General features: G+C 63.1%; 14 protein-coding genes and 1 tRNA gene. 10 read left to right on the top strand and 5 right to left on the bottom strand.

Going from position 1 to position 12,913, the window contains the following annotated elements:
* Positions 1-11 precede the first annotated feature (11 nt).
* From M1D74_RS06695 to M1D74_RS06725, 7 genes are all read left to right on the top strand, one after another.
* Positions 12-938 (top strand): segregation and condensation protein A, encoded by a 927-nt coding sequence (locus tag M1D74_RS06695; RefSeq protein ID WP_458116920.1) that lies wholly within the window; start codon positions 12-14, stop codon positions 936-938.
* On the top strand, positions 922-1,581 hold the full coding sequence (gene scpB / locus M1D74_RS06700; RefSeq protein ID WP_458116921.1) for an SMC-Scp complex subunit ScpB: 660 nt from the start codon (positions 922-924) through the stop codon (positions 1,579-1,581). Before M1D74_RS06695 ends, scpB begins: the two co-directional genes overlap by 17 nt.
* Positions 1,582-1,604: 23 nt before the next feature.
* Entirely contained in the window at positions 1,605-2,645 is a 1,041-nt protein-coding gene (locus M1D74_RS06705; RefSeq protein ID WP_309071170.1) for a pseudouridine synthase, read from the top strand.
* A 3-nt stretch (positions 2,646-2,648) separates the two neighbouring features.
* Positions 2,649-3,761, top strand: a complete 1,113-nt coding sequence (locus M1D74_RS06710) for a prephenate dehydrogenase (protein ID WP_458116922.1) — start codon at positions 2,649-2,651, stop codon at positions 3,759-3,761.
* The gene (gene cmk / locus M1D74_RS06715) at positions 3,758-4,456 is read left to right on the top strand and encodes a (d)CMP kinase (protein ID WP_309071168.1); all 699 of its coding nucleotides are present in this window, start codon (positions 3,758-3,760) and stop codon (positions 4,454-4,456) included. Before M1D74_RS06710 ends, cmk begins: the two co-directional genes overlap by 4 nt.
* A gap of 17 nt (positions 4,457-4,473) precedes the next feature.
* Complete coding sequence (gene der / locus M1D74_RS06720; protein WP_309071167.1) at positions 4,474-6,006, top strand: ribosome biogenesis GTPase Der; 1,533 nt, start codon at positions 4,474-4,476, stop codon at positions 6,004-6,006.
* Between the two features lie 95 nt (positions 6,007-6,101).
* A tRNA-Pro gene (locus tag M1D74_RS06725) sits at positions 6,102-6,175 on the top strand.
* 62 nt (positions 6,176-6,237) lie between these two features.
* Here M1D74_RS06725 and M1D74_RS06730 read toward each other — a convergent pair.
* Both M1D74_RS06730 and M1D74_RS06735 read right to left on the bottom strand, forming a co-directional pair.
* Positions 6,238-7,035: an alpha/beta fold hydrolase gene (locus tag M1D74_RS06730; RefSeq protein ID WP_458116923.1), complete on the bottom strand. Its 798-nt coding sequence runs from the start codon at positions 7,033-7,035 to the stop codon at positions 6,238-6,240.
* Positions 7,035-7,547 (bottom strand): PadR family transcriptional regulator, encoded by a 513-nt coding sequence (locus M1D74_RS06735; RefSeq protein WP_458116924.1) that lies wholly within the window; start codon positions 7,545-7,547, stop codon positions 7,035-7,037. Before M1D74_RS06735 ends, M1D74_RS06730 begins: the two co-directional genes overlap by 1 nt.
* A gap of 93 nt (positions 7,548-7,640) precedes the next feature.
* Here M1D74_RS06735 and M1D74_RS06740 point away from each other — a divergent pair, with 93 nt between their 5' ends.
* Positions 7,641-8,480, top strand: coding sequence for a siderophore-interacting protein (locus tag M1D74_RS06740; RefSeq protein ID WP_458116925.1), 840 nt, complete (start codon positions 7,641-7,643; stop codon positions 8,478-8,480).
* 60 nt (positions 8,481-8,540) lie between these two features.
* Positions 8,541-9,563 (top strand): non-homologous end-joining DNA ligase, encoded by a 1,023-nt coding sequence (gene ligD / locus M1D74_RS06745; protein ID WP_458116926.1) that lies wholly within the window; start codon positions 8,541-8,543, stop codon positions 9,561-9,563.
* 4 nt (positions 9,564-9,567) lie between these two features.
* On the opposite strand, the gene M1D74_RS06750 is transcribed toward ligD, so the two are convergent.
* The 3 genes from M1D74_RS06750 to M1D74_RS06760 all read right to left on the bottom strand — a co-directional run bounded on the left by M1D74_RS06750 (position 9,568) and on the right by M1D74_RS06760 (position 12,312).
* Positions 9,568-10,365: a hypothetical protein gene (locus M1D74_RS06750; protein WP_458116927.1), complete on the bottom strand. Its 798-nt coding sequence runs from the start codon at positions 10,363-10,365 to the stop codon at positions 9,568-9,570.
* Positions 10,366-10,516: 151 nt separating this feature from the next.
* On the bottom strand, positions 10,517-10,969 hold the full coding sequence (locus M1D74_RS06755) for a DUF6318 family protein (RefSeq protein ID WP_458116928.1): 453 nt from the start codon (positions 10,967-10,969) through the stop codon (positions 10,517-10,519).
* A 293-nt stretch (positions 10,970-11,262) separates the two neighbouring features.
* Positions 11,263-12,312, bottom strand: a complete 1,050-nt coding sequence (locus M1D74_RS06760) for an ATP-dependent DNA ligase (RefSeq protein WP_458116929.1) — start codon at positions 12,310-12,312, stop codon at positions 11,263-11,265.
* Between the two features lie 213 nt (positions 12,313-12,525).
* On the opposite strand from M1D74_RS06760, the gene gcvH reads away from it, so the two are divergent.
* Positions 12,526-12,912 carry a glycine cleavage system protein GcvH gene (gcvH, locus tag M1D74_RS06765; RefSeq protein ID WP_309072687.1) on the top strand — a complete coding sequence of 129 codons (387 nt, stop codon included), beginning with the start codon at positions 12,526-12,528 and terminating at the stop codon, positions 12,910-12,912.
* Position 12,913 lies beyond the last annotated feature (1 nt).

The following is a 12,913-nucleotide window of genomic DNA, read 5'->3' on the forward strand; positions in this document are numbered from 1 at the left end:
TCCTCCGCCCGATGGCGCAGGACGCTTACGACGACGGCGGCGCCCCAGCCGCGCTGCCTGGAACGGAGAAGGCAGGGCGGTTCGAAGTCCGGCTCGAGAATTTCAACGGTCCGTTCGATCTGCTGCTGAGCCTTATCTCCAAACATGAGTTGAACATCACGGAGATCGCCCTCGCGAAGGTCACCGACGAGTTCATTGGTTACATCCGTGCCTTCAGCGCGGCCGGGGACAGCTTCTCCCTCGACGAAGCCAGTGAATTCCTGGTGATAGCCGCAACGCTCCTTGATCTCAAAGCGGCACGGCTGCTGCCCTCGGGTGAAGTTGAGGATGAGGAGGACATCGCGCTGCTTGAAGCGCGGGATCTCCTGTTCGCGCGGCTCCTGCAGTACAAGGCCTTCAAAGAGATCGCCCGCCAACTCGGAACGCGTCTGGCCGACGAGGGCGCCCGCTTCCCGCGGCAGGTGGCTCTGGAGCCTCAGTTCGCAGCGATGATGCCTGAACTGACGTGGCGGATGTCGCCGTCGGACTTTGCGGCAGTGGCAGCGAAGGCGTTGGAGCCCCGGGAACCGGCCCCGACGGAAGTCGGGATAGGCCACCTGCATGCACCGGCCGTCAGCGTCCGCGAGCAGGCAGACATCATCGGGCGGCGGCTGCAGGAACAGGGCGTGCTGTCGTTTCGACAGCTCACCGACGACGCGGACTCCCTTCTTGTCGTTGTGGCCCGGTTCCTCGCCCTGCTCGAGATGTTCCGCGACATGGTGATCACCATGGATCAGGCGGCGCCGCTGGGAGAGCTGACAGTCCGTTGGTCCGCCGGTGAACGTGAGTGGTCAGCGGTGAGCATCAGCGAGGAATACGACAGGGACGATCAGGATCAAGCTGTCCTGCCCGTTGCAGAAGAAGACGCTGAAGGAGGAGACCGTGAGCGAGCACACTGAGGAACCCCCCGGAGACGCTGCAGCGGCGGAAGAACCGCAGGGTCCGGACGTCGACTCACTTCCTGGGGGAGTGCCTGCGGCGTTGGAAGCCGTGCTCCTCGTCGTCGAGGAACCGGCGACCGATCTGGAGCTGGCTACCGCCTTGCAGGTCCCCGTGGATAAGGTGCGGGAAGCGCTCGCGGAACTGAAGGACGAGTATGACGGCTATACTGGTCAGGGCCCGGATACCGGTCCAACCCGGCGTCGGGGTATCGAGCTCCGAAATGTCGCCGGCGGGTGGCGGTTCTACACACGGAGCGAGTTCGCGGCCGTCGTCGGACGGTTTGTCCTTGACGGTCAAAGCGCCCGGCTTTCCCAGGCCGCGCTGGAGACTCTCGCAGTCATCGCTTACCGGCAGCCGGTTGCACGCTCGCGGGTCTCAGCGATCCGCGGAGTGAACGTTGACTCGGTGGTTCGCACCCTTGTTCAACGCGGACTCATCTCCGACGTGGCCACCGATCCCGAGACCGGAGCGGTGCTCTACGGAACTACACCGCTTTTTCTGGAAAGATTGGGTATTGGCACCGTTGCCGACCTGCCCAAGCTTTCTCCGCACCTGCCCGGACTGGAAAACCTCCAGGACTTCGACGACACCACGTACTGATGTACAACAGCTAAGGATTTTCAATGACACAGGCGCCTCGCTCCGGATCCGGAAGGAACCGCGCCGGCCGTAACCCTGCCTCTGACCCTGCGGGAAAGACAGGCAGAGACGCCGGTGCCGGAAAGCCTTCGCGTGCCGGAAAGGGTACCGCCGGCGCCAAGGGTGCCGCTGGTGCAGGCAAGGGAGGTGCGCCCAAGGCAGCGCGGAGCGGTCAGAAGGGCGCATCCGCCGGTGCTGCACCCTTCGGCAAGGAACGGTTCGGCCGCAACCTTGGCGCCGTGCACCGTCCGCGGCGTCCCAAGGCTCCGCCGGTTGACCGCCTCGACGTGCACGATCCCGATGGTGTCCGTCTGCAGAAGGTCATGGCCTCGGCCGGCGTCGCATCGCGCCGTGTGTGCGAGGACATGATCCGGGACGGCCGTGTTGAGGTCGACGGCAGCATCGTGACGGACCTGGGAGTCCGCGTGGACGCGTCGAGCGCTGTGATCCACGTCGACGGCATCCGTCTGCAGCTGAACGAGACCATGGTCTACTACGCATTCAACAAGCCCAAGGGTGTTGTCTCCACCATGGAGGACCCGGAGGGCCGACCATGCATCAGCGACTACCTGAAAAACCGCAAGGGTGAGCGTCTCTTCCACATCGGTCGTCTGGACGCCGCCACTGAAGGCTTGCTGCTGCTGACCAACGACGGCGAGCTGACCAACCGCCTCACGCACCCTTCCTTCGAGGTTCCCAAAACCTACCTGGTGCAGGTCCGCGGACCCATGGCGCACGGCATCGGCGCACAGATGAAGCAGGGCATCGAGCTGGAGGACGGTATCGCGAAGGTTGACTCGTTCCGCCTGGTCGATTCCACCCCCGGGCACGTACTCGTCGAGGTCGTGCTCCACTCCGGCCGCAACCGCGTGGTCCGTCGCTTGTTCGACGCCGTCGGCCACCCGGTCGAGCGTCTGGTTCGTACGCAGTTCGGTCCTATCCGTGTAGGCGATCAGCGCCAGGGAAGCATCCGCGTTCTCGGCCGCCAGGAAGTCGGGCACCTCCTGGCCGCCGTGGAGATGTAGCGGATGACCGTGACAAACGGCGGCACACACCTGTCCGGGCCTGTGCTGGTCATCGGCACAGGTTTGCTCGGCGCCAGCATCGGGCTTGGTCTGCGCGCGCGGGGGATCGACGTCGTGCTCTCCGACATCTCGCCGTCCACGCAAGCTGTTGCACAGGACATCGGCGCCGGCCGTCCGCTCGACCCGGCCGATTCGACGTTTTCGCCGCAGCTTGTAGTGGTCGCCGCGCCGCCGGACGTAACCGGCGCGCTGGTCTCTGAGGCTCTGGCAGCCTACCCGGCCGCCGTCGTCGTCGACATCGCAAGCGTCAAGGACGCAGTGCTGAAATCAGTAGCAGAAACAGTCGACGACGTCGCCCTCCCGCGCTACGTAGGCACCCATCCCATGGCGGGGCGGGAGAAGTCGGGGCCGGTAGCTGCCCGCGCCGAGCTGTTCACCTCCATGCCATGGGTGATCTGCGCTTCTCCGCTGAGCGACCCGGAGGCGGTGCGCATCGCCGAGGCGCTGGCGATCGACCTCGGCGCGGTCGTCTCCCGCATGTCCGCGGAGGAACATGACCAGTCAGTAGCGGTCATCTCGCACCTGCCCCAGGTGCTGTCGTCCCTGCTGGCGAGCCGGCTGCAGGACACCCCCGCCAATGCCCTTTCGCTGGCCGGAAACGGCCTGCGGGACGTGACCCGGATTGCCGCCAGCGATCCCCGGTTGTGGGTGCAGATCCTGTCCGCCAACGCGAGCCGCCTGGTGGACATCCTGTATGGAGTTCGTGAAGACCTCAACCGGCTGATCGGCACTCTTGAGAACCCGCTGGGTGAAGGCGCACGGCTGGACATGGCGCAGCTGATGGCCGAGGGCAACATCGGGCAGGCGCGCATCCCCGGGAAGCACGGCACGCCGCCGGAAGCGTTCGCCAGGCTCACCGTGCTGGTGGATGACATTCCGGGGCAGATTGCCCGGCTGCTCACCGAGATCGGTGACACCGGCATCAACCTTGAGGACCTGAGGCTGGAACATTCGCCCGAGCGGCAGGTGGGGTTGGCTGAGATATCCGTGCTGCCCGGCAAGCGGCACGAGCTGACTGAGTTCCTCACCAACCGCGGATGGAAGGTAGTTCAGTGACCGCATCTCTCGCCCACTTCCGACTGGGGAAGTCCCTGGTCGTGGCCATCGACGGGCCGTCCGGTTCGGGTAAGTCCAGCGTCAGTCGGGAGACTGCCCGCCAGCTCCATGCGGCGTACCTGGACACCGGAGCCATGTACCGCGCGGTGACCCTGCATTGCCTCGAGAAGGGCGTGGACCTGTCCGACGCCGGTGCAGTGGAGCGTGCCTCGCGCGAGCTGGACCTGTCCATCAGCACCCGCCCGGACACCGAATCGGTGCTGATCAGCGGGATTGACGTCACCGATGCAATCCGGGAACCGCGTGTCACGCAGGCCGTCAGCGCGGTCGCCACAACCCTTGGAGCCCGAAGCGAGCTCATCCGCCGGCAGCGGCAGATCATCTCTGACTCGCACCACCGCATTGTGGCCGAGGGCAGGGACATCACCACCGTCGTCGCGCCCGACGCCGAGGTGCGCATCCTCCTGACCGCAAGCGAGGAAGCACGGCTGCGGCGGCGCGGGGACCAGCTCGGCGGTAGCCAGACTGCGGAGCAGCTCAAGCAGCAGGTCCTGGCACGCGATGCCAAGGACTCGTCCGTGGTCAATTTTCAGCAGGCCGCCAACGGCGTAGTAACCGTGGACTCGTCGGACCTGGATTTCGAGCAGACAGTGACGGCGGTGCTTGACGTAGTTCGCACCGTCGCCCACCAATAAAACGAAGGATCGCGAATATGAGCGAAAACCAGACCGGACTTGAGGAAGAGTACGAGCCCACCGGCGAAGACTCCGTAGCCGAGCACATCCATGCCCTGGATGACGCTGAGGCTGAGCGCCGCGCAGCGTCGCTGCGCGCCGGTCTGGAGGACTATGAACTGGACGAGGAGGACGCCGCCCTCCTGGCGCAGGAGTTGGGAGATTACGACGACGACGCCCCGGTCCGGCTCGATCCGGTCCTCGCAATCGTCGGTCGGCCGAACGTGGGCAAGTCCACGCTGGTGAACCGCATCCTGGGGCGTCGCGAGGCTGTCGTAGAGGATACCCCGGGCGTCACCCGTGACCGCGTCATGTACTCGGCAACCTGGAACGGCACCAACTTCACGCTTGTCGACACCGGTGGTTGGGAGCACGACGCCCGCGGCATCCATGCGCGCGTTGCCGACCAGGCCGAGGCCGCCGTCGATCTGGCGGATGCTGTGCTGCTGGTCGTGGACGCAACTGTTGGCGCGACAGCTACCGATGAAGCCGTGGTGCGGATGCTGCGGCGCAAGAAGAAGCCCGTGATCCTTGTGGCGAACAAGGTCGACGACATCCAGAACGAAGCAGACGCCGCTGCGCTGTGGGCACTTGGTCTCGGTGAGCCGATGCCGGTCTCGGCACTGCACGGCCGCGGTACGGCGGACATGCTGGACAAAGCCGTTGAGATCATGCCCGAGTTCTCTGAGCACGGCGGGTTGGAGCGCTCAGGCGGTCCGCGCCGCGTCGCGCTGATTGGCCGCCCGAACGTCGGCAAGTCGTCGCTGCTGAACAAGCTGGCTGGGTCCGAGCGTGTCGTCGTCGACCCGCTGGCCGGCACCACCCGCGACCCCGTCGACGAGATGATCGAGCTCGGTGGACGGGTGTGGCGCTTCGTCGACACGGCCGGCATCCGCCGTCGCGTGCACATGCAGCAGGGCGCGGACTTCTACGCTTCGCTGCGGACCCAGTCCGCGCTGGAGAAGGCGGAGGTCGCCGTCGTCCTCCTTGCTGTTGACGAGGTGCTGAGCGAGCAGGATGTGCGCATCCTGAACCTCGCGATTGAATCCGGTCGCGCGCTGGTTCTCGCTTTCAACAAGTGGGACCTGCTCGACGACGAACGCCGTCGTTACCTGGAACGGGAAATCGAGCAGGACCTGGCGCACGTCGAGTGGGCACCCCGCGTGAACATCTCGGCGAAGACCGGCTGGCACAAGGACCGTCTGGTGCCCGCTCTTGACCGTGCGCTGGAGTCTTGGGACAAGCGCATTCCGACGGGCAAGCTGAACGCCTTCCTCGGAGAACTCGTTGCCGCGCATCCCCACCCGGTACGCGGAGGTAAGCAGCCTCGCATCCTCTTCGGCACACAGGCTTCCTCCCGTCCCCCGCGCTTTGTTCTCTTCACCACGGGGTTCCTCGATCCGGGGTACCGCCGGTTCATCACCCGCCGTCTGCGGGAGACGTTCGGGTTTGAAGGAACACCCATTGAGGTCAGCATGCGCGTTCGCGAGAAGCGCGGCCGTAAGAAGTAGACGTCTGAGGACCTATCCGGGGAGCGTCGGTTCGTCTGTCGGGGCAACGATAGGATAGGATTCTTCAGGTGGTTCGGACGGATGTCCGCGCCGATCGGGATGTGGCGCAGCTTGGTAGCGCACTTGACTGGGGGTCAAGGGGTCGCAGGTTCAAATCCTGTCATCCCGACAGATAACGCTTGGCGGAACCAATGGTTCCACCAAGCGTTTTGTCGTTTCAGGAGTTGGGAACTACGGCGTGGGGGCAGGAGAATCCAGTGCCAGGGGCAGAAGCTCCTCGGATGCCTCAGCGCGGGTAAGCCAATGAAGCAGAACCCGGTGGAAAAGCTCCGGGTCCTCAGCGCTCCACACATGATGCATGCGGGGTGCCAGACGGGCAGCTGCGCCTGGTGCGCAGTCGGTGATGCGGGTGAGGGAGTCCTTGACGAGTTTGGGCTCACGTTCGCCGGCAACGGCGAGGATAGGGAAGCTGGCCCTGCTGAGTCCTGCGATGTCGGTGTCAGATAGGCCGTCGTAGACCTGCGTCATCATGCGCAGAGCTGACAAACGGTCTATGCCTGTGCCGGTGACGACGAACTGTGCCACTGAGTCCCCGGGCAGTCGAAAGGCCCTGGCAAGGCCGTTCCAGTAGAGCGGTGACCCCCACAGCCGAACCTGCCCCAGGCCCAAGGCTCGCGTGATGCCCTTGACACCATTGATGGCGGCACCGCTGACGAAAGTACTTTTCGCCAGCTCCGGATACCGTGCCGTGAACAGAACGCCGAGAACACCGCCCAAGGACAACCCGACGACGTGTGCCCGACCGCCATGTGCTCGTTCGGTTACGACGCGAGCCAGGGCATCCACCACCTCCTCGAGCGTTGTCCAGGGCAGAAGGTTTGAGGCACCGAAACCCGGAAGATCCGGCACAAGACTGTGGTGCTGCGGAAGTGCGAGCGCTTGTTCATGCCACATCCAGCCCGCCACGTTGCCGCCGTGGAGGAACAGGACACTCTCTTCTGAAGCCCGGGCGTATTCAGCGACGTGCATCAGAGTGCCTCCTCCAATTCATCGAGCCATGAGAGCTCGGTCTTGATGTGCTGTATGCCGTTGTTGAGGGTGGCAGCGCGCAATCGATCCGCTAGCGATGCGCGGGATGTCTCGACTGCGGTCAGTGACTGCAACTGTTGGTGCGCTGCCGTGCGCCGCGCGCCGATGATTGCGCGGATCAGCTCAGGGTCCTGCTCACTCCCTGCGAAGAAGATTCGCGCAAGGAACGGTTCACGGGAGGGTTCCTCGGGGATGGGGGAGCGTAACCACCGGGAAAGCTCCTCGCGCCCGGCCTGGGTGAGCCGGTGCTCCTTTCGATCGGGGCGACCCTCCTGTGCAATAACACTGACGTGAACGAGCCCGTCGGAACTCAGCTTCGATAGCGTCCGGTAGATCTGCGCCTGGTCAGCGTTCCAGAAATGCCCGACTGAGCCGTCGAAGGCCTTTTTGAGGTCATAGCCGGTCATCGGTCGCACGTCCAACAGACCGAGAATCGAGTGCATAAGAGACATGTCATATATATGATCACGCAGATATTGATGTGGCAAGCGTCAGCACATCACATGGTTTCCTCGAAAGAGGGCAGCTCGTGAGAAATTGGATGTATGGATACGCCCCCTCGTCCCAGCCGGCCGCCGCGCCCGCAACTTGTCTTCGATGTCCTCGCCACCGCCTGGGTGACACCGCATATGGTCCGGGTGACGCTGGGCGGACCGGCCTTTGACGAATTTCAGCCGAAGGATGTGACGGACAGCTACGTGAAGCTGTTGTTCGCTAAGCCGGAGCTGGGTCTTACACCGCCGTACGATCTCGCCGGCCTCCGGGAGCAGCTTCCGCCCGAGGATGTTCCGGTCACCCGCACCTACACCGTTCGTCGCATCAACCCCGCGGATCGGACCATTGACGTCGACTTCGTAGTTCATGGCGATGAGGGTCTTGCCGGTCCCTGGGCAGCAAGGGCGAAGCCGGGAGATCAGATCGCGTTGATGGGGCCCGGCGGAGCCTACGATCCGGACACTACAGCCGACTGGCACCTGCTTGTGGGGGATGAGTCGGCGACGCCGGCGATAGCAGCGACCCTCGAGGCGCTACCGGAGGACGCGGCCGGCGTCGTCTTTCTGGAATGCGGCAGCTCTGAGGACATGATCGAGCTGGCCACACCGCGCGGGGTGGAGGTCGTGTGGGTACGCCGGGACGCGCGGGACGATGCGACGAAGTTCCTGCTCGCCAACGCAGTGTCCGCATACCCGTGGCCCGCTGGGCGAGTGCAGGTTTTCGCGCACGGGGAGCGTGAGTCGATGAAAGCCCTGCGGGATGTCTTCCTGAAAGAGCGCGGACTCCTTAAGGAACAGTTGTCGCTTTCCGGCTACTGGGCGGCAGGCCGGACGGAGGACAGGTTCCAGGCCGAGAAGCGTGAACCCATCGGTGTAATCCTCCCAGCGTGACGAACGACGACGGCGTGCCGCGCCGGCCGTGCACGCAGCCTTCCGGAGTATGTTGGACCCATGGCATCCGAAGCGACAGTCCTATCTGTTGAAGGTCCGCACGGCACGCGTGAAGTGCGGATTTCCAGTCCCAGCCGCGTCATGTGGCCCGCGCTAGGCCTGACGAAGCTCGACTTGGCGCAGTACCTGATAGACGTGGGCGATGCGTTCATCGCCGCGAACGGGGACCGCCCGCTGGCCCTTCAGCGTTTTGGTGACAACATCGACGGCGAGCAGTTCTTCTCAAAGAACCCTCCCAAGGGTGCGCCGGACTACATCCGGTCGGTGAAGGTCGAATACCCAAGTGCGCGGTCCCACCCGCAGCTGGTGATCGATGAGCCAGCTGCGGCGGTCTGGGCGGCCCAGATGAATACGGTCGTGTTTCACCCGTGGCCATCAAGAGCTGACAATTCGGACAATCCGGATCAACTGCGCATCGATCTGGATCCGCAGCCCGGAACGGATTTCGACGACGCCGTGCCCGCAGCGATCGAGTTGCGGAAGGTGCTCGAAGAAGCGGGCCTTACCGCGTTCCTGAAGACGTCCGGAAACCGTGGGATCCACGTCTACGCTCCAATTGAGCCTGTACGCGAATTCCTCGACGTGCGGCATGCTGTTATTGCTGCCGCGCGTGAGCTGGAACGTCGGATGCCCGACAAGGTCACCACGTCCTGGTGGAAGGAGGAGCGTGGGGAGCGGGTATTCGTTGACTTCAACCAGGCGAACCGGGACCGGACTATAGCGGGTGCGTATAGTCCGAGGGCTTTGGCGCATGCACCTGTGTCCTGCCCCATCACCTGGGACGAGCTGGAGAGGGTGCATCCGAAGGACTTCACGATCCTGACGGTGCCCGAGAGGCTGAGGACGGTCGGCGACCCGTGGGCATCCTTCCATGAGAAGCCCGGCACGATCGACACGCTGTTGGATTGGTGGCAGCGTGACCTGGATTCGGGGCTCGGCGAGTTGCCGTTCCCGCCCGACTACCCGAAGATGCCGGGGGAGCCGCCGAGGGTTCAGCCCAGCCGGGCGAAGAAGGACAAGTAGCCGGCTACTTGCAGCCCCAGGCGCTCGGGTTGTCAGCGCAGGTGCCGTCCACCAACCGGTTGTCGGAACGCCAGATACTGATCAAGTGCGGTTCCGACTGGACTGCGGCTTGCCCGGCGATGGGGATCCAGGGACCACCGTTGACCGAGTAGTCACCGTTGAACCGGGTGGTGAGAACGACGTTATAGTCCCCGGTCGCGCCGTAGACGTGGCTTGTGGGAGTTTCTACGAGAAGCCAGTCGGCTTCGGGCACTGAGTTACCTGCCGTCTGCGTGGTTTTGGTGGTGCCGTCCCCGTAGTTCCAGTCGTAAGCTACAGGCCAGGCCCGGATACGTACGCTGTCACCAAGGGTTTCGAAGGTGAACTCCTGATCCTCGACATCCGCCCAGACGTTGTTGTTTCCTCCGAGGAGTCCGAAGTTGTTCGGCTCGGACACGATCGTGGCAGCGATGATTGGTTGGCTCTGGAAATCCTCGAGCGTAATCACCACCTCGGGTTCCGTTGCCTCTCCGCCGTTGGGAGGTTCGGGCGCGGGGGATCCTGGGTAGAGGCAGGATCGCTCGCCGGTCTTTGTTTCAGTTGGGGGAGTAGTCGAACTGTCTATGGCGATCCATTCGACCATCGCTCCGTCTGGTTCGGCATCACACTGTGCATCAATTGCCACGCATACCGCCGGGTCAAGGAAGTCGCCCACTCCCTGCAAACAAACGCGCTCGTAGGTGTAGGTGACGCTGGATGACGGTTCTGGGCTAGCTTCCGTTGGAGTTGCTTCGATGGGAGCTGCGTTCTCGTCTGAATCCAAGTCGGTAGTCGTCCCTGGATTGGTCACCTCAACTCGATCGTCTGCGATGCCGGGGCTCGGTGCACCAGAGTTAGCAAGGGCAGACACGGTCAGAGGTGAGGCAGATATGACGAGCGTAGTGGCGAGACAAAGACTGAGTCGGTACGTGCTTTCACTCATCTGCGATCTCGATCGAACCGTAGTCAACCGTCACCCAGGCACCATCTTCGAAAGTCGCGCGAAACAGGTTAGCTTCTTTGTCGATGTGTTCATCGATCTCATTGATCAGGCTGCCGGAAGCACTGTATACCTTGATCGGTGCTTGGCGGTTGGAGACGTATGCATCTACCGCGCCATGTAGATTCACCTCGAACTTCGTGTCGAAGGTGTCGACTGTAAGGTTTCCGCCGCTCATCCATCCGCCCTCTGCATATACCTCGGCGATTGACCTTTCTATGTTCTTGCAAGTGCGGCACCCAGGGTCGGTCACTGCCTTCAATGGTTCAACATCATTCATTACGTATCCATAACTTGCTAGCTCGAACCACCACTCGGTGAACGCCTCCAGGCCTTCGACGGAGTTCTCGTCGGCTAGTGCGGGCTTCTCCGGAACGGGAATGTTCACGGCCGGCCCCTCGGCCGAGGCGAGGGATGGCGTTGGAGTTGGAGCAGCGGACGGCGACTCGGATGCAGTGGCTGACGCCGACGGAGATCCAGAGTCCGTAGGCGTCTGTGCTACGCCGGGGCTGCTCTGACATCCGGTAAGAACAAGTACTGAAAGGGCAGCACCAGCTAGGGCGCACGCCACGTGAGACTGAACCATGAATTCCCCGACCATATGTAAACGTGTGAGCTGCAACCCATCCTAACCAGAGCCGCTCACACCCCACGCGTTATCCACAAGCGGGTGTAATGAAGCTAGGCGAGCACCTTGCTCAGGTCGTAAGCAGCCGGAATTTCCAGCTGCTCGAAAGTGCAGCTGCGCGCCTCGCGGTCGAGCCGCCATCGCTCAAACTGCGCTGTGTGGCGGAACCGGTCGCCCTCCATCTGGTCATAGCGGACCTCAACCACCCGCCGCGGATGCAGCCGTACGTAGGAGACGTCCTTCGCCGAAGCGAAACGGCTGCGATCCGTTTCCCCGCGGATGATCTCACCGTCATCGTCACGCATGACGTCCGGCTCCAGCTCATCGATCAACTCAAGTCGGCGCTTGTCCGAGAAGGCAGATGCACCGCCGACGTTTCGCAACTCGCCATTGTTGTCGTAGAGCCCAAGAAGGAGTGAACCAACACCCTGGCCGCTCTTGTGGACCCGATAACCGAGCACCACCGCATCAGCACTTCTGTGATGCTTCACCTTCAGCATGCGGCGCTTGTTCTGTTCGTACCCGGCGCTCAGCGGCTTGGCCACCACACCGTCCAGTCCGGCTCCCTCGAACTCAACAAGCCAGCGCCGCGCCAGTTCGACGTCGTCCGTTACCTGCGAGAGGTGCACAGGCTCGGAGAATGTCTCAGCGATGCCCTCCAGAGCCTTCCGTCGTTCCGCGAAGGGGACGTCCAACAGGTTGTGATCGTCGATCCCTAGCAGGTCAAACGCAATGAACGACGCCGGCGTCTCCTTCGCGAGGAGCTTCACCCTGCTGTCCGCCGGATGAATGCGCTGCGACAACGCTTCCCAGTCCAGCCGCTCGGCGCCGGCCTTTCCCCGACGCACCACTATCTCGCCGTCGACCACGCACTTCTCGGGAAGGTTCTCGAGCAGCGCATCAACCAGCTCCGGAAAGTAACGGGTGAGCGTCTTTGAGCCGCGACTACCAATCTCGCACTTGCCGTCCTCGACGTGTATCACGGCCCGAAAGCCGTCCCACTTCGGCTCGTAACTCAGGCCTCCGGGCACGCTGTCGGCATCCGGCACAGCATCGACGGCTTTGGCGAGCATTGGCTGAATCGGAAAGGGCAAATCAGTCATAGGTCGATCCTGTCGCATGCACACTTCAAACGCCATGGACGCCACGCACGCACGTGCCGGAGGATGCCGAGCGGACCTGGGGCAGAGGGTGACGCGCGGCACTGTCACTGTGCCTATACTCGATCCTGAGGCCCCGGATCGAATGAGAAGGGGCCGCCGCTTATTCCATCGCTTTGCACAAATTATTCGTCCGGTGCCCATGAAAGGCCGACAATGAGCAACATTCCCGAAGACCTTTACTACACCGCCGAACACGAATGGGTCACCACACCCGACGACAATGGAGTTGTCCGTGTCGGCATTACCGATTTCGCCCAAGACGCGCTTGGGGATGTCGTCTATGTCCAGATGCCGGAGGCCGGCTCGAAGATCGGGGCGTCCGACGTCGTCGGCGAGGTTGAATCCACCAAGAGCGTGAGCGATATCTATGCGCCGGTGAGCGGCGAAGTCGTCACGCGCAATGAAGCGCTCGACGGCGATCCTGCCCTGATCAACTCCGATCCGTACGGTGATGGCTGGCTGCTGGAAATCAAGGTTGAGGACCGCTCGGTGGTTGAGGAACTTCTCAGTTCTTCGGAATACTCACAGCAGGTAGGCTAGA

This window comes from Arthrobacter sp. D2-10 (assembly GCF_054161285.1).